Source organism: Pseudomonas sp. JAI120 (genome assembly GCF_014207255.1).
Taxonomy (GTDB): domain Bacteria; phylum Pseudomonadota; class Gammaproteobacteria; order Pseudomonadales; family Pseudomonadaceae; genus Aquipseudomonas.
Window position 1 is genome coordinate 1 of record NZ_JACHCZ010000009.1, and the last position, 20,011, is coordinate 20,011.

At 61.3% G+C, this 20,011-nt stretch carries 18 protein-coding genes and 1 pseudogene; 4 read left to right on the forward strand and 15 right to left on the reverse strand.

Features of this window, described 5'->3' with window-relative positions; translation table 11 throughout:
* A pseudogene (locus tag HDC32_RS30025) lies at positions 1-747 on the reverse strand (type IV secretion protein Rhs); the annotation flags it as partial.
* 199 nt (positions 748-946) lie between these two features.
* Positions 947-1,561 carry a LysE family translocator gene (locus HDC32_RS30030; protein WP_184746465.1) on the reverse strand — a complete coding sequence of 205 codons (615 nt, stop codon included), beginning with the start codon at positions 1,559-1,561 and terminating at the stop codon, positions 947-949.
* 144 nt (positions 1,562-1,705) lie between these two features.
* Here HDC32_RS30030 and HDC32_RS30035 point away from each other — a divergent pair, with 144 nt between their 5' ends.
* Entirely contained in the window at positions 1,706-2,791 is a 1,086-nt protein-coding gene (locus tag HDC32_RS30035) for a DUF1615 domain-containing protein (RefSeq protein WP_184746467.1), read from the forward strand.
* On the opposite strand, the gene HDC32_RS30040 is transcribed toward HDC32_RS30035, so the two are convergent.
* Positions 2,792-3,586, reverse strand: coding sequence for a DUF4349 domain-containing protein (locus HDC32_RS30040; RefSeq protein WP_145337092.1), 795 nt, complete (start codon positions 3,584-3,586; stop codon positions 2,792-2,794). It lies immediately after the preceding gene.
* A gap of 157 nt (positions 3,587-3,743) precedes the next feature.
* Here HDC32_RS30040 and HDC32_RS30045 point away from each other — a divergent pair, with 157 nt between their 5' ends.
* Entirely contained in the window at positions 3,744-4,163 is a 420-nt protein-coding gene (locus HDC32_RS30045) for a PaaI family thioesterase (protein WP_167656649.1), read from the forward strand.
* Positions 4,164-4,265: 102 nt separating this feature from the next.
* Here the strand turns inward: HDC32_RS30045 and HDC32_RS30050 are convergent, their stop codons facing one another.
* From HDC32_RS30050 to HDC32_RS30060, 3 genes are read right to left on the reverse strand one after another with little or no spacing between them, the layout of a single operon-like run.
* A complete protein-coding gene (locus tag HDC32_RS30050; protein WP_145337094.1) occupies positions 4,266-5,447 on the reverse strand; it encodes an acetyl-CoA C-acetyltransferase in 1,182 nt (393 codons plus the stop codon).
* A gap of 11 nt (positions 5,448-5,458) precedes the next feature.
* Positions 5,459-6,118, reverse strand: a complete 660-nt coding sequence (locus HDC32_RS30055) for a CoA transferase subunit B (protein ID WP_027603173.1) — start codon at positions 6,116-6,118, stop codon at positions 5,459-5,461.
* A gap of 34 nt (positions 6,119-6,152) precedes the next feature.
* Entirely contained in the window at positions 6,153-6,851 is a 699-nt protein-coding gene (locus tag HDC32_RS30060; protein WP_131699992.1) for a CoA transferase subunit A, read from the reverse strand.
* Between the two features lie 133 nt (positions 6,852-6,984).
* Between HDC32_RS30060 and HDC32_RS30065 the strand changes: the two genes are divergently transcribed.
* Entirely contained in the window at positions 6,985-7,890 is a 906-nt protein-coding gene (locus HDC32_RS30065; protein ID WP_145337095.1) for a LysR family transcriptional regulator, read from the forward strand.
* Between the two features lie 62 nt (positions 7,891-7,952).
* Here the strand turns inward: HDC32_RS30065 and HDC32_RS30070 are convergent, their stop codons facing one another.
* From HDC32_RS30070 to HDC32_RS30095, 6 genes are all read right to left on the reverse strand, one after another.
* Complete coding sequence (locus tag HDC32_RS30070) at positions 7,953-8,282, reverse strand: hypothetical protein (protein ID WP_131699990.1); 330 nt, start codon at positions 8,280-8,282, stop codon at positions 7,953-7,955.
* A gap of 464 nt (positions 8,283-8,746) precedes the next feature.
* A complete protein-coding gene (locus HDC32_RS30075) occupies positions 8,747-9,610 on the reverse strand; it encodes an NAD-dependent protein deacetylase (RefSeq protein WP_184746470.1) in 864 nt (287 codons plus the stop codon).
* Positions 9,611-9,618: 8 nt separating this feature from the next.
* Positions 9,619-10,059, reverse strand: coding sequence for a CBS domain-containing protein (locus HDC32_RS30080; protein ID WP_131699988.1), 441 nt, complete (start codon positions 10,057-10,059; stop codon positions 9,619-9,621).
* A gap of 133 nt (positions 10,060-10,192) precedes the next feature.
* Entirely contained in the window at positions 10,193-12,142 is a 1,950-nt protein-coding gene (locus tag HDC32_RS30085; RefSeq protein ID WP_184746472.1) for a DNA topoisomerase III, read from the reverse strand.
* A gap of 229 nt (positions 12,143-12,371) precedes the next feature.
* Positions 12,372-13,994 carry an MFS transporter gene (locus HDC32_RS30090; protein WP_131699987.1) on the reverse strand — a complete coding sequence of 541 codons (1,623 nt, stop codon included), beginning with the start codon at positions 13,992-13,994 and terminating at the stop codon, positions 12,372-12,374.
* A 65-nt stretch (positions 13,995-14,059) separates the two neighbouring features.
* A complete protein-coding gene (locus HDC32_RS30095; RefSeq protein WP_184746474.1) occupies positions 14,060-15,706 on the reverse strand; it encodes a GMC family oxidoreductase in 1,647 nt (548 codons plus the stop codon).
* Positions 15,707-15,836: 130 nt separating this feature from the next.
* On the opposite strand from HDC32_RS30095, the gene HDC32_RS30100 reads away from it, so the two are divergent.
* Positions 15,837-16,733: a LysR family transcriptional regulator gene (locus HDC32_RS30100; RefSeq protein WP_184746476.1), complete on the forward strand. Its 897-nt coding sequence runs from the start codon at positions 15,837-15,839 to the stop codon at positions 16,731-16,733.
* Positions 16,734-16,772: 39 nt separating this feature from the next.
* Here the strand turns inward: HDC32_RS30100 and HDC32_RS30105 are convergent, their stop codons facing one another.
* From HDC32_RS30105 to HDC32_RS30115, 3 genes are read right to left on the reverse strand one after another with little or no spacing between them, the layout of a single operon-like run.
* On the reverse strand, positions 16,773-17,870 hold the full coding sequence (locus tag HDC32_RS30105) for a DNA alkylation repair protein (protein ID WP_184746478.1): 1,098 nt from the start codon (positions 17,868-17,870) through the stop codon (positions 16,773-16,775).
* 13 nt (positions 17,871-17,883) lie between these two features.
* Positions 17,884-19,230, reverse strand: coding sequence for a glutamine synthetase family protein (locus HDC32_RS30110; protein ID WP_145337101.1), 1,347 nt, complete (start codon positions 19,228-19,230; stop codon positions 17,884-17,886).
* An 11-nt stretch (positions 19,231-19,241) separates the two neighbouring features.
* Entirely contained in the window at positions 19,242-19,799 is a 558-nt protein-coding gene (locus tag HDC32_RS30115) for a helix-turn-helix domain-containing protein (protein ID WP_131699982.1), read from the reverse strand.
* Positions 19,800-20,011: the final 212 nt, after the last annotated feature.

Sequence of the window (20,011 nt, forward strand, 5' to 3'; positions counted from 1 at the left end):
GAGCACAAGCAAACCGTTGGCAATGGTGTCTTTGCCGAGCTTCAACAGTTCATCGAGTTCGGCCTGGGAGATGTAGGCCAACAGCTTTTCGCTGTCGGGCTTGAGATCCGCCAACAGGTCATACAGCTGCGTAACGTTGTCCCACACATTGAAGAGGGCTTTTCCAAGGCCGCTGAAAAACGCTGCTTCCAGCATTCGGCGCCGATCGAGCGGCTTGGCTTCGGCATAGTCTTTCCACTGATCCTGGAAAGTGCCGGCCCACTCTTCACGCAGGCGAGCCTCCAACCCCAGGATCACCGACTGATAAGACCCATACAGCGCCTTGACGTGATCCTTGGAAACGTTGGGGTAGAAACTGATTCGGTACTGCTGGTTGCGATCACACTCGGTGATTTCGAGGATACCGCTGGGGCCGATGGTCTTGTGGATCGGCTCGCCCAACGGGCCGCCATTGGGATCGACGCGTTGCAGCATCACCGGCGTGTTGCCAATGGGCACGGACCGCGTGCTCTGGAACATATGCACCAGGGTCAGGGTGCCATTGGCGGAGCACGTGGCGACGGTGCTGCTGGGGGTGATTGAGCGATTGATCGGCGCGACCAGCGCCACCTCATCGCCGACCTTGAAGACCTGCTCGACCTCCAGTGCCGAGAAGCTCCAGAAGCTTTGCGCCCAGTCATCGAACGTATTCAGGCATTCGCGAAAGTCACGGAAGACGCTTTCAACGTCGACCGTTTTCACATCCATCGGGGTCAGGGCCAGCCTGCCAATGGCCGGGTTCAAGACGCAGCCCCATGAACCAGGGCTTTAACGAAAACAACCATCTGCAATCCCTCGCACTGTGTATTCAGGCGAGGGACTTTGCAGAGGTTTTCAGGCTGGGGCTGTAGAGCTTATCTTGCCGTTACGTGGGATCTTTCAGCGGCTATCGTCCTATCAAAAGCCTTCAGCGCTGTGCAAACGCCAGGTTCAACCCCAGCCCCGCAAACGCCGCCGCAAAACTGCGGCGCAGCCAGTTCTGCACCCGTGGCGACTCGATCACCGCGCGGCGAAACCCGTTGGCCAGCAAGCCGTAGATCACAAACACCGCGAACGTCATCGCCATGAACACCGCGCTCAGCACCAGCATTTGCACGGCAGGTGCCGTGCTGCCTGGCGCCACGAACTGGGGCAGGAAAGCCAGGAAGAAAATGGTCAGCTTGGGGTTGAGAATATTCAGCAGGAAGCCGCGCAGCATCAAACTGCGCGCGGTGGCGACTGTCGGTGCGTCATTCATGGCGAAGGCCGAGCGATCACGCCAGGTGACATACGCCAGATACAACAGATAGGCGACGCCAGCGTATTTCAGGACTTCGAAGGCCAGCGCGCTGGTATGCAGCAGTGCGGAAAGGCCGAGCACGGATGCCAGCAGATGCGGGAGGATACCGGCCGTACAACCCAGCGCGGCGAACACACTGGCGCGCTTGCCGGCGGTGAGGCCCGTGGACACGGTAAAGATCACGCCGGTACCGGGGATCAGTACGACAATCAGGCAGGTGACGAGGAAGTTCAGGCTGAGCATGGCATTCAAACTCCGTGTACGAATGAGGGATGACAGATCCTGTCACGTTCGGCCTGGGTTGGCGAGAAGGCGAGTTGGCGAACCCGCGTTAGACTTACCGGTCCATATCCGCAACGCCTGGCCCATCGTCCTCAAGGAAGCCCCATGTCCCCACGCTGCCTGATCCTCTGCCTTGCCTCCTTGCTGGTGCTGGCCGGCTGTTCCACGTCACGCGGCCCGCAGCAACCAGAGCGCAGCGAAGCCGAGGTGAAGGCCGAGATCGTGCGCCTGCTCCCGGCTAAGGTTCCAGACCGCAACGGCTGGGCCCAGGACATCTACACCGCCTTTGATACTCAAAAGATCTACCCCAGTACCGAGAATATCTGTGCCGTATTGGCGGTAACCGAGCAGGAATCCACCTTTCAGGTCGACCCGCCCGTACCCAACATGGGCAAGATCGCCCAGGATGAAATCCTGCGCCGTGCCGCCAAGGTGCATGTACCGGCGTTTGTGGTGCGCAGCGCCCTGCAACTGCGCTCGCCCACCGGCAAGTCCTACGCCGACCGCTTGAATGCCGCGCGCACGGAGAAGGACCTGAGCGGCATCTTCGATGACTTCATCAGCATGGTGCCCCTGGGCAACACCCTGTTTGGCGGCTTCAACCCGGTGCACACCGCCGGCCCCATGCAGGTCAGTATCGACTTCGCGCAGAAACAGGCGCGGGGTTATCCCTACACGGCGGATGGCACGATTCGTCGGGAAGTCTTCACCCGGCGCGGCGGCATGTACTTCGGTATCGCCCATTTGCTTGGTTACCCGGTGAGCTATGAACAGCCGCTGTACCGTTTTGCCGACTTCAATGCGGGGTGGTACGCCAGCCGTAATGCGGCGTTCCAGGCGGCGGTCAGCCGCGCGTCGGGCACTGAGTTGGCGCTGGATGGGGATCTGATTCGCTACGGCTCATTGCTGCCCGGTACCACCGAACTGGCGGTGCGCTCATTGGGCGCGAAGCTGGACATGCGCAACCCCAGCATTCGCAGCCAGCTGGAACAGGGCGAGCAGCTGGATTTTGAAGACACCACCCTCTACAAACGCGTGTTTGCGCTGGCCGATAAGGCCGCCGGCAAGCCGCTGCCCCGTGCGATCCTGCCGGGCATCGTGCTCAAAAGCCCGAAGATCACCCGCAACCTGACCACGGCGTGGTTTGCCAAGCGCGTAGATGAGCGGTACCAGCGCTGCATGAAGCGCTGATCAGCTGCGGCGCCTGACAAATTTGCGCCACAGCCACACCCACAACCACACCACCGGAAACGCCAGGATCACGAACGGCAGCACATAGCTTGCGCGCTCCAGGGCGTCTGCGGTGCCGTCCACCAGGTTAGTGCCCAGGTTGCTGAACATCCGGCTGAAGCGTGACGGTTGGTTGGCGCCGTCGGAAGAGCGGAAGTTGAGGGTGACGCGGTTGGTATCCAGGCGACGCTGCTGGCCGGCGGCAACCTGGGCGAGCTCCTGCAGTTCGTTTTCAATGCCCGCCTGCTCCTTGCTCAAGGCGATCAGGTCGCTGACGCTGATGTCCTTGCGCTTGGCCAGTTCATCGAGGCGCTGTTGCTGGGCTTGCAGGCGATCCTGGCGGCGGCGTACATCGGCGACCGCGTCGGCCAGGTCTTCGGCGGTGGTGATGCGCTGGCCGAGTTTGCCGCCTTCAGCGGCCATGGCGACCATTGGTTCGACGCCGGTGGGCGCGATCCGCAGGATGATCTCGCCGCCGTTGCTGTCCTCGGTGATGCCAAGGATATTGCACGCGCCAAACCGCGCCGATTCACAAGCCTCGCGGGTCGCCTGCATGCGCGGCGCGAGCAGGGCGCCGGGCAGGGCCAGGGTCAGTTCGTGCTCATAGGCCAGTTGCGCGCCGGCCCGGCCTTGTTCGCCATTGATCACCGTGGCGCGGGAGTGGTCCTTGGGTGAGCAGCCGACGAGAGCCAGACCGGCCAGCAGGATCAACAGGGGCGCGCGAAGCGATTGAAGGTTGCCGTCCGGATGGCGCATTGCAGTTCCTTGAGGTGTGCGGGGGATATTGGCGGCGATTAAAGCGGGTCCGGCGAATTAACGCAAAGTATCGTGCAAGATTTGCAGGGCTGATGGTGATGGCTGCCGTTGGGCGTGTGGCGTACATCTCAAATCCGCCCCCCAAGGAATACTCGCCATGATTGCTCACGCCGTGCCCGAAGGTTTTGTCCCGCTGCCGCGCAGCAGCCCGTTGCTGGATTTGCTTGGCCCGGCGTATTGCCGAGGTGACGGCCTGCAACTGGAGATCGGCCTGCGCGCCGACAATCGCCATGCCAATGGGCGTGGGACTGTGCACGGCGGGGTGTTGGCGACCCTGGCGGATGTCGGCATGGGCTATGCCATGGCGTTTTCCAGTGAGCCGCCGTTGCCGTTGATTACGGCGAGCATGACCGTGGATTACCTAGGGACGGTGCAGGTGGGGGAGTGGATTACGGTGCGCTTGGAACATCACAAGCGAGGGCGACAGATGGCGTTTGCCACGGTGAGCCTGCAGGTGGCGGAGAAGGTGGTGGCGCGGGCGAATGCGGTGTTTGCCGTGCCTCAAGCTGACAGGTAATGAAGATCTGATGTGGGAGGGGGCTGTGTTTCTTCAGGGAAACCGCATAAAGAAAAGGCCTGGCTTTTCGTGGAGCCGGGCCTTTTCCGTGTTGCTCTTTTATCAGTGGCGTTCGAGGGCGAGGGCTACGCCTTGGCCGCCACCGATGCACAGGGTCGCCAGGCCTTTCCTGGCATCGCGCTTGATCATTTCGTGCAGCAGGGTGACCAGCACGCGGCAGCCTGAGGCGCCGATGGGGTGGCCGATGGCGATGGCGCCGCCGTTGACGTTGACCTTGTCCGCATCCCACTCCAGCTCTTTACCTACCGCCAGGGATTGCGCGGCAAAGGCTTCGTTGGCTTCGATCAGGTCCAGGTCGCCCAGGCTCCAACCGGCTTTGTCCAGGCAGCGGCGGGTGGCCGAGACCGGGCCGATGCCCATGATCGCCGGATCGACGCCCGCGTTGGCGTAGCTGGCGATACGCGCCAATACCGGCAAGCCCAGGGCCTTGGCCTTGTCGGCACTCATCAGCAGCACCGCAGCGGCGCCGTCATTCAGGCTGGAGGCGTTGCCGGCGGTGACGCTGCCGTCTTTCTTGAACGCAGGCTTGAGCTTGGCCAGGGATTCGGCGGTGGTGCCGGCGCGAGGCTGCTCATCCACGGCGAAGGCAATCGGGTCGCCCTTGCGCTGGGGAATCAGGATGGGTGTGATCTCGTCGACAAACCTGCCCGCTTCGATAGCGGCGGTGGCTTTTTGCTGGGAGGCGGCGGCGAAAGCATCCTGGGCTTCACGGCTGATGCCGTATTTGTCCACGAGGTTCTCGGCGGTGATGCCCATGTGGTAGTCGTTGAATGCATCCCAGAGGCCGTCGGTGATCATGCTGTCGATCATCTTGGCATGGCCCATGCGCAAGCCCGTGCGCGCAGCAGGCAGTACGTAGGGTGCCAGGCTCATGTTCTCCATGCCGCCGGCGATGATGACCTCGGCGTCACCGCAACGTATGGCCTGGGCGCCCAAGTGCAGGGCTTTCAGGCCTGAGCCGCAGACCTTGTTGAGGGTCAGGCTCGGCACGGCGTGGGGCAGGCCGGCGAGGATCGAGGCCTGGCGTGCAGGGTTCTGGCCGGAACCCGCGGTGAGTACCTGGCCGAGGATGACTTCATCCACTTCGGCCGGGTCCAGACCGGTTTGCTCCAGCAGGCGACGGATCACGGCGGCGCCCAGCTCCGGTGCCGGAATGCTTGCCAGCGAACCTTGAAAGCTGCCCACGGCGGTGCGGGTGGCAGCAACAATCACGACGTCTTGCATGGAATCTGTCCTCACTGGAAGTGCATTTCTGGAACGTGGTCCGGGACGATCAGTTTACCGGCGGTCTTGCTCACAATCTCTTCAACGCTGACGCCAGGTGCGCGTTCCTTGAGGACAAAAGCGCCATTTTCGATTTCCAGGTACGCCAGGTCCGTCAGCACACGCTTGATGCAGTTGGCTCCGGTCAGCGGCAGGCTGCATTGGCTGAGCAACTTGGACTCACCGTCCTTGGAGGCGTGGGTCATGATCACGATGATGTTTTCCGCACCGGCCACCAGGTCCATGGCGCCGCCCATGCCCTTGACCAGTTTGCCGGGGATCATCCACGAGGCGATGTTGCCGTGTACGTCCACTTCAAAGGCACCGAGTACGGTGAGGTCGACGTGGCCGCCGCGAATCATCGCGAAGGATTCGGCGGAGGAGAAGATCGAGGCGCCGATGCGCGCCGTCACGGTTTGCTTGCCGGCGTTGATCATGTCGGCATCGATGGTGTCTTCGGTAGGAAACGGGCCCATGCCCAGCAGGCCGTTTTCCGATTGCAGCATCACTTCCATGCCTTCGGGAATGTAGTTGGCCACCAGGGTCGGAATGCCGATGCCCAGGTTGACGTAGAAACCATCCTGCATTTCGCGGGCGACGCGTTGAGCCATTTGTTCGCGGGTAAGAGCCATTTTAGGAGTCCTTATTGTTCGGGCTGGGGGCGGATTATTTGCGCACGGTGCGCTGTTCGATGCGCTTCTCGAACGTGCCGCAGATGATCCGGTCGACGTAGATGCCAGGGGTGTGGATCTGCGCCGGGTCCAGCTCGCCCGGTTCGACGATTTCCTCGACTTCGACCACGGTGATCTTGCCGGCGGTGGCGGCCAGCGGGTTGAAGTTCTGGGCGGTGTGGCGATAGATGACGTTGCCGAAGTGGTCGGCTTTCCAGCCTTTGACGATGGCGAAGTCGCCGGTAATGGATTCTTCCATCAGGTACGGTCGACCGTTGAATTCGCGGGTTTCCTTGCCTTCGGCGACCGGGGTGCCGACGCCGGTGGCGGTGAAGAAGGCCGGGATACCGGCGCCGCCTGCGCGCATTTTTTCCGCCAGGGTGCCTTGGGGGGTCAGCACCACTTCGATTTCGCCGCTGAGCAATTGCTTCTCGAACAGGGCGTTTTCACCGACGTAGGAGGCGATCACCTTGCTGATCTGCTTTTCTTCCAGCAGCACGCCGAGGCCAAAACCATCGACGCCGCAGTTATTGGAAACCACGGTGAGGTCACGGGTGCCTTTGCGCTTGATCTCGGCGATGAGGTTTTCCGGAATTCCGCACAGGCCGAAACCACCGGCGAGCACGGTCATGCCGTCTTCCAGGCCTGCCAGTGCTTCTTCGTAGGACGCCACGCGTTTATCGAAACCTGCCATATGCACCTCTTTTATTGTTTGTGGGCCAGCCAATAGATCGAGTGTTGCGCCGGCGGATTGATTTGTTAAGTTGTTTTTTAAGGTTGATTGATTTAGAAAACAGCATAGTCGACCCGCCGCCCGGAGTAGCGCCATGACCGTTAAACAGATGCGTGCCTTTCTTGCCGTGGCCCAAAGCCTGAGTTTTGCCGCTGCCTGTGAGCGTCTGCACCTTTCTCAATCGGCGCTGAGCCTGACCATCAAGGGCTTGGAAGAAGGGCTGGGCGGGCGCTTGTTCAGCCGTAATACGCGCAATGTGGCCCTCACGCCCGAGGGCGAATCCCTGCTGCCGCTGGCCCGTCGGCTGATGGCCGATTGGGACAATACCGAGGACGAACTGCGTCAGCTGTTCACCCTGCAACGCGGTCGGGTCACCGTGGCGGCGATGCCGTCGTTTGCCGGCAACCTGCTGCCGCCGATCCTGAAGATATTCCGCGCGCGTTACCCCCAGGTGAACGTGACGGTGCATGACTTGATCAATGAGCAAGTGCTGGAGATGGTTCGCGACCGCCATGTGGAACTGGGCGTGGCGTTTGAACCCTCGGAGGGTTCGTCGCTGGCCTTTACGCCGTTGTACCTGGACCGTTTCATTGCGGTGGTGCCCGGTGATTCACGGCTGGCGCAGTGTGCCGAGGTCGACTGGAAAACCTTGCTGGAGCACCCGTTCATCACGTTACAGCGGCCTTCCACGGTGCGAGTGATGTTGGAAGAGCATCTGGGGGCCTTGAAGATGAAGTTGCCGGTGGCGTTGGAAAGCCATCAATTGGCAACCGTGGGCAAGATGGTCGCCAGCGGCCTGGGTGTCAGCGCCGTACCGGCCTTGTGTGCGCAGCAGATGCAGGAGGCGGGGGCGCACTGCATCACCTTGACCGATCCGGTGATCGAGCGGCCGATTGGCGTGTTGACCAAGCCCGGGCATGAACTGTCGGCGGCGGCGCAGGTGTTGTTTGATATTTTTCGGGATGAGGCGGGGAAGGGCAGGTTCCCGGCGGTGTTATAAAAGAGGTATTAAAAAGCCCGCTCGAATAAACGAACGGGCTTAAATTTAAAGGTGCACTGTTATCAGCAGTATCTATCAATCACTTTAACTTGCGATTGGTCTTTGAGGTTCTGCCATTCGGTATTAAGTGTGTGGAACACTTGCTCGATAAAGTTGCGGTCGGCCGCGGCTTTCTTACCGACATAACCCTGGCCACGGCGGTACATCTTCAGGCGCGCCGCCAGTTCACGGTTATTGCGGTCGAACTCGGCTTCTTCGGTATGGGGCGCCAGGCAGTCAATTTGCACTTCGCCCGATTTGCCAATCCACAGGATATGGTCGTCGAGTGTGTCTTTCTGCGCTGCGAACATCTCAGCCAATTCATCGATAGTTGGTTGGTTGTTCAGATTCATGTGTAAGCCCCTTGACCAGTTGGCGATCTATCAGTTGATTCCGTTAAAACTGCTTAGTTGTCTCCGGCTTGGAAAACCGGGCGTCAGTGACGGTCTGCCGAATACGGGCAGGGTCTTGAACCTGATGCATGTAGTCTTGCTGATGAACTGCTACGCAATGGTTTCATAACGAAGACAAGTCGCGTTTGAGCGCCTTGTACCGATCCTTGCGGGCCGGTCAGCTTCATCAATCTGCCTTGTGGGCAGTGCACATCCGGAAAAAACAGCTCGGCGGTCAGACGAGCTTGTTCAAAACGCTTGTTACCAACGCTCCCGATCCGGGAGACGTCTAGATCATGCAAGGACAAAAAGGTTACGTCAACGGTTATGTAGTGATTATTTTTGATCACTACATAATTCGCCGTAGGTATGGGGAGATACGGCAGGTGCGTGACTTGAGCGTCATTTTTTGCGCTGGACGGTCGCTATGGCTGAGGAGGAGTTGACTGCAGGCGCTCTGCCAGCAAGGGCAGAAGCTGCTCGCACGAGGTTTCGATCTTTACCTGCAACAACTCATCACCCCGGGTCTTGCCCAAGTTGATGGCGATCACCGGCTTGCCCTGTTCGACCATCGCCTTGCACAGGCGAAATGCGGAGTAAGCCATCAGCGACGAACCCACCACCAGCAACCCATCGGCATGCGCTACCGCCGCCATCGCCCTGGCAGCCGTCGCTGGCGCGACGTTCTCGCCAAAAAACACCACGTCCGGCTTCAGTCGTTCACCCTCGCAATGGGGGCAGTGGGGGACCTGGAAGCGCTCTTCAAACGCGGGGTCGAGCAAGGTGTCACCATCAGGTGCCTGTACCGCATGGACTTGCGCCAGGTACGGGTTATCGACTTCCATCTGCCGCTGGATCACATCGCGCGTGCTGTGCAGCTGGCAATCCAGGCACAGTACCCGGTGCAGGCTGCCGTGTAGTTCGATCACATCGTGACTGCCGGCCTGGTCATGCAAGGTGTCGACGTTCTGCGTGATCAGGCCGGTGATGTGCTGGCGCTGTTGCAGGGTCGCCAGTGCCCGGTGAGCATTGTTCGGCTGCGCGATACGTACCCTCGGCCAGCCCAGCATCGCCCGTGCCCAATAGCGGCGCCGCGCCTGCGCGGTGGCGAGGAATTCCTGATACATCATCGGCGCCTTGCCCCGGCGCACGCCTTCGCTGTCGCGGTAGTCGGGGATCCCCGACGACGTGCTGATGCCTGCACCGGTCAACACCAGGAAGCGCCGTTCGGCCATGGCGCGGTGCAGGGTATCGAGGTGATCTTCCTGATGTTCCAGCGTGTCGAGCATGGTGTCTCCTATTCGCCGCGGATGTACTGCTCCAACTGCCTGATCAGGTCAGCCTGTTCGGCAATGGCTTCCTTGACCAGGTCACCGATGGACAGCAGGCCAAGCAGCTTGCCGTCTTCGACCACGGGCAGGTGGCGCAGGTGGCTGTCGGTCATGATGTTCATGCACTCTTCGACACTTTTGTGGGTATCGACGGTGATAACAGGGGAACTCATCACCTCGTGGACCTTTGTGGTGACCGACGACAGCCCCTTGAGCATGATTTTGCGTGCGTAATCGCGTTCGCTGATGATCCCCACGACCGCGCCTTCCTTGACCACCGGCAAGGCCCCGACGTTTTTCTCCGACATCCGGACCAGCGCTTCAAACACAGTGTGGTCCCATTGGATGGTGTGAACGTCCTGGTTTTTCTGGTCCTTGGCTTTGAGCAATTGTGCAACGGTCTTCATGGCGGCCACTCCGGTGTTGTTGTTAGGAAGTCAGCAAGTTCCCTACAGAATCCTAGACGGGCTGCGGCGCTGCAAGGACCAAAGCGGCGTTAAACCCGTCGAAAAACGTCATTCACAGGGTTTTTTTCACTTTTCATCCTGCATTCGCCGGCTTTTTGGCGCGTTTGGTCGTGCCGGCTGCCTTGCGGGGGGCGGCCTTGCGTTTCTTTTTCCACGGCGCAGCACCTCGACCCGCCGGGCTGGCCGGCCCGGTGATGGTCATGCGCATGCCGTTGCAACGCGCCACTTGCTTGCTCATCCACGCCGCCTGCTTGGCAACGAATTCTTCCAGGCTCATCTCGCCGCTTTGCACCATGTCCAGCGCCTGCTCCCAGATCGCGGTGGTGCCAGGGTCGGCGATGGCACGGGGCACCGCGTCGATCAGGCTGAAGGCTGCCGGGGTCGCCGACAGCGCCTTGCCGTTCTTCACCAGGTAACCGCGGTCGAGCAGGCCCTGGATAATCCCGGCGCGGGTGGCCTCGGTGCCGATGCCGGTGGTGTCCTTGAGCTTTTGCTTGAGCAGCGGGTCTTCCACCAGCTTGGCGACGTTTTTCATCGCCTTGATCAGGTCACCTTCGGTAAAGGGCTTGGGCGGTTGGGTCCACAGGTCCTTGAGGTTGACCTTGGCCACCGCGTAATCCTGGCCTTGCACCAGTGTCGGCAAGGCCTGGGGTGCCGGTGCTTCGCGGCTCTTTGCCGGTGCCAGGGCTTCGGGCAAGGCACGTTTCCAGCCCGGCTCGATCACCACTTTGCCCACCGCGCGCAACGCCTGGCCCGCACAGTCGAAGTCCGCCTGGGTGCGATCGTATTCATGGTTGGGCAGGAACTGCGCCAGGTAGCGCGCGCGAACCAGGGTGTAGACCGCACGGTGCTTGCCGGTGAGTTGGCCAACGTCCTTGCCGGCGCCGGTGGGAATGATGCCGTGGTGCGCGCTGACCTTGGCATCGTTCCAGGCCCGTGAGCGGCGCAGGGGATCGATATGCGGCATCAACTCATTGACTGCCGCATCCGCACGGCCCAATGCGGCGAGGATCTTCGGCGCCTCACTGTGCTGGCTCAACGGCAAGTAGCCACAGTCACTGCGCGGGTAGGTGATGACCTTGTGGGTTTCGTACAGGGACTGGGCGATATCCAGGGTTTCCTGGGCACCGAGGCCGAGTTTCTTCGAGCAGATTTCCTGCAGGGTGCCGAGGTCGAAGGGCAGGGGCGCCACCTCGCGCATGCGTTCGGTGCGCAGCTTGATCAGCCGCGCGCTGGCGGCGTTGGTCATGGCGTCGGCAGCGTCCCGGGCCAACTGCGGGTCAAGGCAGCGGCCCTGGTCGTCACAGGCATCCTCGGTCGCGCGCCATTGTGCGGTAAACGTCATGGATGGGTGGCGCAGGTCCACATCAATGGCCCAGTAAGCCACGGGTACGAAGTCGGCGATGCTGCGGTCGCGGTCCACCACCAGGCGCAAGGTCGGTGTTTGCACCCGGCCTACCGGCAGCACGCCCTGATACCCCGACTGACGCCCCAGCAGGGTAAACAGGCGACTCATGTTCATGCCGATCAGCCAGTCGGCGCGGGAGCGGCCCAGGGCCGAGTGGTACAGGCTGAAGGTTTCGGCGCCTGGCTTGAGTGCCGCCAGGGCCTTGCGGATGGAGGCATCGTCCAGTGCCGACAGCCATAACCGCTGGATCGGCCCGCGATAGCGACAATGCTCGACCAGTTCGCGGGCGATCATCTCGCCCTCACGGTCGGCGTCGGTGGCAATCACCAGTTCCTGGGCTTCCCCCAGCAGGCGCTTGACGGCCTTGAACTGGCTGGCGGTCTTGGGCTTGACCAGCATCTTCCATTTTTCCGGGACGATCGGCAGGTCGGCCAGTACCCAGCGTTTGTATTTGGCGTCGTAGGCGTCGGGCGGGGCGGTTTCCAGCAGGTGGCCGATGCACCAGGTGACGGTGACCCCATTGCCCAACCAGCAACCGTCGCCGCGGCGACTGGCGCCGAGCACGGCCGCAATGTCCTTGGCCTGGGAGGGTTTTTCACAGAGGTACAGCCGCATGGTCATCACATCAGATCGGGTTGATGCTTTGCAGGATGCTCAGTCAGAGGGATTTGAGCAACTGTTATCTGTATGGATGTACAGCAATTCGTGTAAGCGTTGCCGGAATAAATGTGGGAAGGGGATTGCTCCCGATAGCGCCATATCAGTCAACGCAGCTGTGACTGAACCACCGCTATCGGGAGCAAGCCCCCTCCCACAAGGGATCTCCTGTGTTCAGGAGATCGGTTTAATTGTTGTCGAGATCCACATGCCGCGTTTCTTTAAGGCAGAACAATCCGACAATCAGGCTCACCCCCGTCACCACCACCGGGTACCACAAGCCATAGAAGATATCCCCGGTGTACACCACCAGCGCAAACGACACGGTCGGCAGGAACCCGCCAAACCAGCCGTTACCGATGTGGTAGGGCAGGGACATCGAGGTGTAGCGAATACGCGTCGGAAACAGCTCCACCATCAGTGCCGCCAGCGGGCCGTAGCACATGGCGGCGATCAGGATCAGCACCACGATCAGCACTACCACCATGACCTTGTTGACCTGGGCCACATCCGCAGAAGTCGGGTAGCCGGCCAGGGTCACTGCACCGCGCAGCGCGGCCTCGTCGAAGCCGTCGATGCGCACTTCACCCACGCTGACCTGCACCGGGCTGCCGGCCGGGGCGGCGGCGCTGCTGTACGGCAGGCCTTGCTTGACCAGGAAGGTCTTGACCTTGTCGCACGGGCTGTCAAATTTCGCCTTGCCTACCGGATCGAACTGGAAGGTACAGGTGGCCGGGTCGGCCAGCACGGTGATCGGTGCCTGGCGGCTGGCCTGGTCCATCGCCGGGTTGGTGTAGTGCGCCAGGCCCTTGAAGATCGGGAAGTACAGCGCGGTGGCCAGCAGCAGGCCGAGCATCAGCACCGGTTTGCGCCCGACCTTGTCCGACAGCCAGCCAAAGAAGACGAAGAACGGCGCGCCAATCACCACGCTGATGATCAGCAGCATATTGGCCAGGGCCGGGTCCATCTTCAGGAACTGCGTGAGGAAAAACAGCACATAGAACTGCGACGCGTAGAACGTCACCGCTTGCCCACCGTTGATGCTGAACAGCGCGATCAGCACCACCTTGAGGTTTTCCCATTTACCGAAGGACTCACGGATCGGCGCCTTGCTGGACTTACCTTCCTCTTTCATTTTCAGGAATGCCGGCGACTCGTGCAGGCTCATGCGGATCCAGGTGGAAATACCCAGCAGCACAATGGAAAACAGGAACGGAATACGCCAGCCCCAGACTTCGAACTGATCGCCGGTGAAGTACCGGCATGCCAGCACCACCAGCAACGACAGCAGCAAACCGAGGGTCGCGGTGGATTGAATCCAGCTGGTGTTGAGGCCGCGTTTGCCGGCCGGTGCATGCTCGGCCACATAAGTGGCTGCGCCGCCGTATTCACCACCCAAGGCCAGGCCTTGCAGCATGCGCAGTACGATCAGGATGATCGGTGCCGCGATACCGATGCTGGCGTAGGTCGGCAACAGGCCGACGCAAAAGGTCGCCACGCCCATCAAAATGATGGTCACCAGAAAGGTGTACTTGCGCCCGATCATGTCGCCCAGGCGGCCGAACACCAGCGCGCCGAAGGGCCGCACCACAAAGCCGGCCGCAAAGGCCATCAAGGCAAAGATAAACGCCGTGGTGTCGTTGACCCCGGCAAAGAACTGTTTGCTGATCACCGCCGCCAGGGCGCCGTAGAGGAAAAAGTCATACCACTCGAACACCGTCCCCAGGGACGAGGCGAAGATGACTTTTCTTGATTCGTTACCGGTGCTCGCGTTGGTCGCCGAGCCCAGGGGTTGAGCATGTTCTGACATCGGGAAGCCCTCACAGTGATTATTTATTGTTGTTCCACTGTCGGCGCCAGGGTTGGCGCCGCTATTCAGATTGCATGAACCAGTTCTTTCTCCGGGGCGAGACTCCTTGTGTTCGGCGAAAGGATCAGCTGCGCGGCTTTTTCCGCGATCATCAGCGTGGGTGAACAGGTATTGCCGGAGGTAATGCGCGGCATGACCGAGGCATCGGCGATACGCAGGCCGGGCACGCCATGCACGCACAACTGGGCGTCGACCACCGCGTCTTTATCGCTGCCCATGCGGCAGGTGCCGACCGGATGGAAGATCGTCGTGCCGATACGCGCGGCGGCTTCATGCAGTTGCTCTTCGGTTTGCAGCGCGTCGCCGGGCAGGTATTCCACCGGTTTGAACTGGCTCAGGGCCGGTGCGGCGACGATGCGTCGGGTCAGGCGAATGGCGTCGGCGGCCACCCGCAAGTCTTTTGGATGGCTGAGGTAATTGGGCCGGATCAGCGGCGCATCCGCCGGGTTGGCCGAGCGGATATCGATGCGGCCACGGCTTTGCGGGCGCAGGTCGCAGACCGAGGCGGTAAACGCCGGGAACCCGTGCAGCGGTTCGCCAAAGCGCTCCAGGGACAGCGGCTGCACGTGATATTCAAGGTTGGCCGAGGTCTGTTCCGGGCCCGAGCGGGCAAACGCGCCGAGCTGGCTGGGCGCCATCGACAGCGGGCCGCTGCGGTCGTACAGGTAGCGCAGGCCCATGCCCATCTTGCCCCATACGGTGCCGGCGATCTGGTTCAGGGTGCGGGCGTTTTCCAGCTTGTAGATCAGCCGCAATTGCAGATGATCCTGCAGGTTGCCGCCGACGCCCGGCAGTTCATGCAGCACATCGATGCCCAACGGCTTGAGCACGCTGGCCGGGCCGATCCCCGAGCGTTGCAGGATGCCCGGCGAGCCCACGGAGCCGGCGCACAGCACGATTTCCTTGCGCGCCTTCCAGCGCACTTGCTGGCCGTTTTGACGCCCGATCACGGCCGAGGCGCGGCCGTTTTCCAGCACCACGCGGTCCACCTCGACTTCGGTCAGCACGGTGAGATTGGGTCGCTGGCGGATCGGTTTGAGAAATGCCTTGGCCGCATTCCAGCGCACTCCAGCCTTTTGGTTGACCTGGAAGTAGCCGCAGCCTTCGTTATCGCCCTGGTTGAAGTCGCTGATCGTGGCAATGCCGCTTTGCGCTGCGGCGTCCCGAAAGGCGTCCAGGATCGGCCAATGCAGCCGCTGCTGCTCGACTCGCCATTCGCCGCCGTCATTGTGGAATTCCGAGCTGCCGGCAAAGTGGTTTTCGCTCTGCTTGAACAGCGGCAGCACGTCTTTCCAGGCCCAGCCATCGTTGCCTGCCGCCGCCCAGCCATCGTAGTCCTGGGCCTGGCCGCGCATGTAGATCATGCCGTTGATGGAGGAGCAGCCACCGAGCACCTTGCCCCGTGGGTAACTCAGCGCACGGCCTTGCAGGCCTTCCTGGGCCTCGGTCTTGAAGCACCAGTCGGTGCGTGGGTTACCGATGCAGAACAGGTAGCCGACGGGAATATGGATCCAGGGGTAGTTGTCGCGGCCACCGGCTTCGAGCAGCAGAACGCGGTGGGAAGGGTTGGCGGACAGTCGATTGGCGAGCAGGCAGCCTGCGGGGCCGGCGCCTACTACCACATAATCGTATTCAGCAGCTGCAATGGGCATCTGAGGTCTCGCTTGTTTTTCTTATTGGCTCCATCCTAGTTGTTAGTTTTCGTCTTAAAAATGTTAGTTTTTACCCAGCTGCTGTGCGTTTTTAAACAGCGCTGCCTGGGGCTCATGCAATGGAGGCGACATGTTCGACTGGAATGACCTGCGGTATTTTCTTGAGTTGCAGCGCAGCGGTCGCCTGCTCACCGCCGCGCAGCGCCTGAAAACCACGCATGCCACCGTGGCCCGGCATATCGAAGCCATCGAGAAGAGCCTCGGCACCGCGCTGTTCGTGCAGCACGCCCAGGGTTACGAACTGACCCCTGCCGGCGAAGCCCTGCTCAAACACGCCGAAGCCATGGAAAACGTCGCGCTGCTGGCCGAGGACGAACTGACCCACTCCGCTGCGCCCCTGGGCAAGATCCGCCTCGGGGTGGCCGAAGGGTTGGGGGTGATGTTCCTCGCCGGGCGCATGGGCGGGCTGTTCGACCGCTACCCCGGATTGGAAGTGGAACTGGTGGCGGTGCCTCGCTTCGTCAGCATCCTCAACCGCGAAGCGGAAATCAGCATCCACCTCGAACGCCCCAGCGTCGGTCAATTGGTCACGCGTAAACTCACCGATTACCGCCTGGCACTCTATGCCAGCCGCGCCTACCTGGCGCGCACCCCACCGATTGAAAAACGCGAAGATCTCGCGGCCCATTCATGGATCGATTACGTCGACGACCTGCTGTTCAGCCAGGAATTGAAGTTCCTCAGCAGTTTCTGCCGTAACCCCAAGGTGGTGTTCCACAGCACCAGCGTCATCGCCCAACACCAGGCCGCGCGCTCCGGTTTGGGGATTGCGGTGTTGCCGTGCTTCATGGCGTCGGGCGACCCGGAGCTGGTGCCGTTGCTGCCGGCGGAGGGGATCCAGCGCAGTTACTGGATCAGCTCGCGCCGGGAACTGCACAAGTCGGTGCGATTGCGGGTGTTGTGGGATTACGTGGTGGAGTTGTGCGCGCGGGAGCAGCCACTGTTGCTCGGCGAATCCAACGGATAAAACCCTCCCACAGTGATCTGTGGTGTGGGTGACATCGGGTTAATCGCGCAATTCGAATTGCGCACTGCCCAATCGCTCCCCGTTCACCAACACATGCACCGTATGCCTGCCGGGATAGTGCTTGCGCGTGGTCAACGCGCGAATATGCTGCTCGCGGCGCAGGCTGTGCTGTTCACCTGCGCCGAGCGTAAACGCCTTGAGCTTGAACACCTTGGCCGCGCTGTGCCCGGCGCTTTTGACGTAGTCGATGGCGTAGTCCACCACCAGTTTTTGCGCTGTGGCAGCGGTGGATTCCAGGTTGAACGACAGGGTGATCCGCTCGCCCAGGGTGATCACCGCCGGGGTCACGCTCAGGTCATGGAGCTTCACCTCGGCCTTGGCGCCGGCGCCCATGATGGTCAGCGCGCGGGTGTTGCCCTGCTTGATCAGGCTGCGCAGCGCATGGCGGGCGATCCAGGCGGTGTACGGGTTATCCAGGTTCCAGCCTTCGATCAGGCTGAGTACCCAATCCGGGTGGTCCTTGGTGATGTCATTGAGGTGGTTGGCCACGGATTTGCGTACGTAGAGGCTGCTGTCGGCCTTGAGGTTGTCGAGGATCGACGCACACAGCTCGGGGTTGGCCTGCACCGCGGCCAGGCGAAACGACCACGGCAGGCGCGGGCGCGAGCCTTCGCTGGCGAGGCGGCGCACGTGTTCGTTGTCATCCAGCGACCACGTTTGCATGATCGCCAGGGTGCGTTCGAAGTCGTGGAGCAAGAAGTGTCTTATGGCGAATTCAGCCGAGCCAAAGGTGGTGAAGTATTTGAGCGCGGCCATGGAGCGCTTGAAGTCATCCAGGCCGTAGCTCGCCACGTAGTGCGGCAGGCATAGGCTGACAAACCCGCTGTTCAGGCGCGGTGCCAGGGCGTAAAGCAGCTTGAGGCTCTGGGCATAGTCCAGCGGGATCACCGCGTGCAGGCTTTCGCTGACCCGCGCCATACGCTGCATCACCGACAACTCGGCCAGCCCGGCCTTGGCATGCTTGAGAAACCCCTTGGCGTCGAACGCCGGGTACACCGCCGTCATTTCGCTGGCGATGTGTTGCAGGCGTTCGACGTTAAAGATTTCCTTGAGGGCCGGGGCGCTTTGTTCGGTCATCGTTATTCCAGGGTTAGAGAAACCAGCGGTATTCCCGCGCGTTGATTTCTTGTTGAAAGGCCAGGTGGTCCTGGCGTTTGTTTTCGCAGTACACGTCGATAAATTCAGCGCCCAGCTTATCGCGCAATACCGGCTGATGCTGCATGGCGCGCACGGCATCGAGCATTTCCACGGGAAAGTCGGTGCCGCTGCTGCGGTCCTCGTTCAGTGGCGCGATAGGTTCGCGCTTGGCTTCAAGGCCATGCTCAAGGCCGACCAGGATCGCCGCCAGCACCAGATACGGGTTGGCGTCGGCACTGGCCAGGCGATGTTCGATCCTCAGGTTGCGCGGGTCGGAATCGGGGATGCGCACGCACGCATCGCGGTCTTCAAACCCCCAACTGGCGCGGGTCGCGGCGTTGACCGTACCGCCCAGGCGACGGAAGGCGTTGTGGTTGGGCGAGAAGATCGGCATGCAATGGGGCAACAATTCCAGGCAACCGGCCACGGCGTGGCGCAGCGGTTGCTGCTGGTGCGCCGCGAGCACATTGTTGCCCGCGCCGTCATACAGGCTGACATGCACATGCATGCCGCTGCCGGGAAATTGCAGGTAAGGCTTGGCCATGAAACTGGCGCGGTAGCCGTGTTTCAGCGCCACGCCGCGGGTGCTGCGGCAGAACAGGGCCGCCCAGTCGGCGGCGCGCAGGCCGTCGTCTAGGTGACCGAAATTGATCTCGAACTGACCGGGGCCGAGTTCGGCGGTGATCACGGTGATGTCGATGCCCTGGTCCTTGGCGGTCTGCGCCATATCGTCCAGCACCTCGCTGAAGCGCGACAGCCGTTCGATATGCAGGTTGGGCTGGTCGTCGGTGTCATTGCTCAGCGGGTCGCGGGCGAATTGCGGCAGGCCGTTGTCGAGTTTTTTGTCGAACAGGTAGAACTCCAGTTCGAAGGCCACCACCGGGTGAATGCCTTTGTGGTGCAGGCGTTCCAGCACCTTGGCCAGGACTTCGCGAGGTTCGAATTCGATCGGCGCTTCGGTGCCGTCCGAGGTGATCAACATCTGCCCCAACGGCTGCGACTCCCAGCTCACCGGCTTGAGCGTGCCGGGCACCAGGCGACGGTTGGCATCCGGGTCGCCGTCGTGGAAGCAGTAGTCGCCGATCTTGAACAGCCCGCCCTGAACCCCCAGCAGCACGGCGTTTTGCGGCAGCTTCAAGGGGCTGCCGGCGGCGACCTTTTCGAGCATCTCGATGGGGTAGCGCTTGCCGTAGAAATGCCCGGGGATGTCCAGGGCGATCAGGTCGACATAACGCACGTCGGGATGGTTCTGGCGAAAGGTCCGTACTTCGGCCAGTAACGTGGAGGCTTGGCTTTTCACGGGTGTTGCTCCTAGTTGTAAACCCACAGCACGCGGGCGGGCAGGTCGGTCAGGTTGGCGTAGCGGCAGTGGGCGAAACTGGCCAGGTGGAAGCTGTCACCGGGGCCGAGGGTGACCGAATCGGCCTCACCCTCTACCCACAGCGTCAATTCGCCTTCCAGTACAAATCCGGCCTGCTCGGCGCGGTCGCTCATGGTCTGTTCACCGCTGTTGGCACCGGGTGCCAGCAGGCTGTCGAGCATCGAGAAGGCACCCTTCATGCTGGGGGAAACCAGGATGTCGGTGATGCCGTTGGCGTAATACACCGTGCGACGTTCGTTGGGGCGGGTGACCCAACTCACGGCCTTGGGTTTGGACAGGCTGTAGAAATAGGTGGTGGGCACATCGAGGGCATGGCTGATGGCGGTGAGATCCGCCACGGTCGGACGCGACAAGCCGCGTTCCACCTGGGACAGAAAGCCCACCGAACGCTCGATCTTCTGTGCGAGTTGGGCGAGGGTGAGCTTCTTGTGCTTGCGCAGGTCGTGGATCAGGATCGCGAGGGCGTCGAGTTCTTCTTGCTGGTTCATGAAATTTATATCTAATAATTTCATGAAAAATTACAGGATTTATTTCATGGTGGCAATGGGCGGGGCGCGTAAGCCACAGGGAGATTTGTCAGGGGCTGAAAAGTTGTGAAGATACCGATGCTCATCACAGGGGATCAAGGTTCAGAAGGCTGAATGATTTCATGCGCCCGCGGTCGGAACCTGGGTACGCATCATTCATTGAAGGAGCACCC

Coding starts and splice junctions, on each gene's coding strand:
- HDC32_RS30085 (WP_184746472.1), bottom strand. CDS start 12,142: ATGCGGCTGTACCTCTGTGAAAAACCCTCCCAGGCCAAGGACATTGCG.
- HDC32_RS30050 (WP_145337094.1), bottom strand. CDS start 5,447: ATGCAAGACGTCGTGATTGTTGCTGCCACCCGCACCGCCGTGGGCAGC.
- HDC32_RS30090 (WP_131699987.1), bottom strand. CDS start 13,994: ATGTCAGAACATGCTCAACCCCTGGGCTCGGCGACCAACGCGAGCACC.
- HDC32_RS30030 (WP_184746465.1), bottom strand. CDS start 1,561: ATGCTCAGCCTGAACTTCCTCGTCACCTGCCTGATTGTCGTACTGATC.
- HDC32_RS30065 (WP_145337095.1), top strand. CDS start 6,985: ATGACCGTTAAACAGATGCGTGCCTTTCTTGCCGTGGCCCAAAGCCTG.
- HDC32_RS30055 (WP_027603173.1), bottom strand. CDS start 6,118: ATGGCTCTTACCCGCGAACAAATGGCTCAACGCGTCGCCCGCGAAATG.
- HDC32_RS30060 (WP_131699992.1), bottom strand. CDS start 6,851: ATGGCAGGTTTCGATAAACGCGTGGCGTCCTACGAAGAAGCACTGGCA.
- HDC32_RS30115 (WP_131699982.1), bottom strand. CDS start 19,799: ATGAACCAGCAAGAAGAACTCGACGCCCTCGCGATCCTGATCCACGAC.
- HDC32_RS30100 (WP_184746476.1), top strand. CDS start 15,837: ATGTTCGACTGGAATGACCTGCGGTATTTTCTTGAGTTGCAGCGCAGC.
- HDC32_RS30070 (WP_131699990.1), bottom strand. CDS start 8,282: ATGAATCTGAACAACCAACCAACTATCGATGAATTGGCTGAGATGTTC.
- HDC32_RS30080 (WP_131699988.1), bottom strand. CDS start 10,059: ATGAAGACCGTTGCACAATTGCTCAAAGCCAAGGACCAGAAAAACCAG.
- HDC32_RS30040 (WP_145337092.1), bottom strand. CDS start 3,586: ATGCGCCATCCGGACGGCAACCTTCAATCGCTTCGCGCGCCCCTGTTG.
- HDC32_RS30075 (WP_184746470.1), bottom strand. CDS start 9,610: ATGCTCGACACGCTGGAACATCAGGAAGATCACCTCGATACCCTGCAC.
- HDC32_RS30045 (WP_167656649.1), top strand. CDS start 3,744: ATGATTGCTCACGCCGTGCCCGAAGGTTTTGTCCCGCTGCCGCGCAGC.
- HDC32_RS30035 (WP_184746467.1), top strand. CDS start 1,706: ATGTCCCCACGCTGCCTGATCCTCTGCCTTGCCTCCTTGCTGGTGCTG.
- HDC32_RS30095 (WP_184746474.1), bottom strand. CDS start 15,706: ATGCCCATTGCAGCTGCTGAATACGATTATGTGGTAGTAGGCGCCGGC.
- HDC32_RS30105 (WP_184746478.1), bottom strand. CDS start 17,870: ATGACCGAACAAAGCGCCCCGGCCCTCAAGGAAATCTTTAACGTCGAA.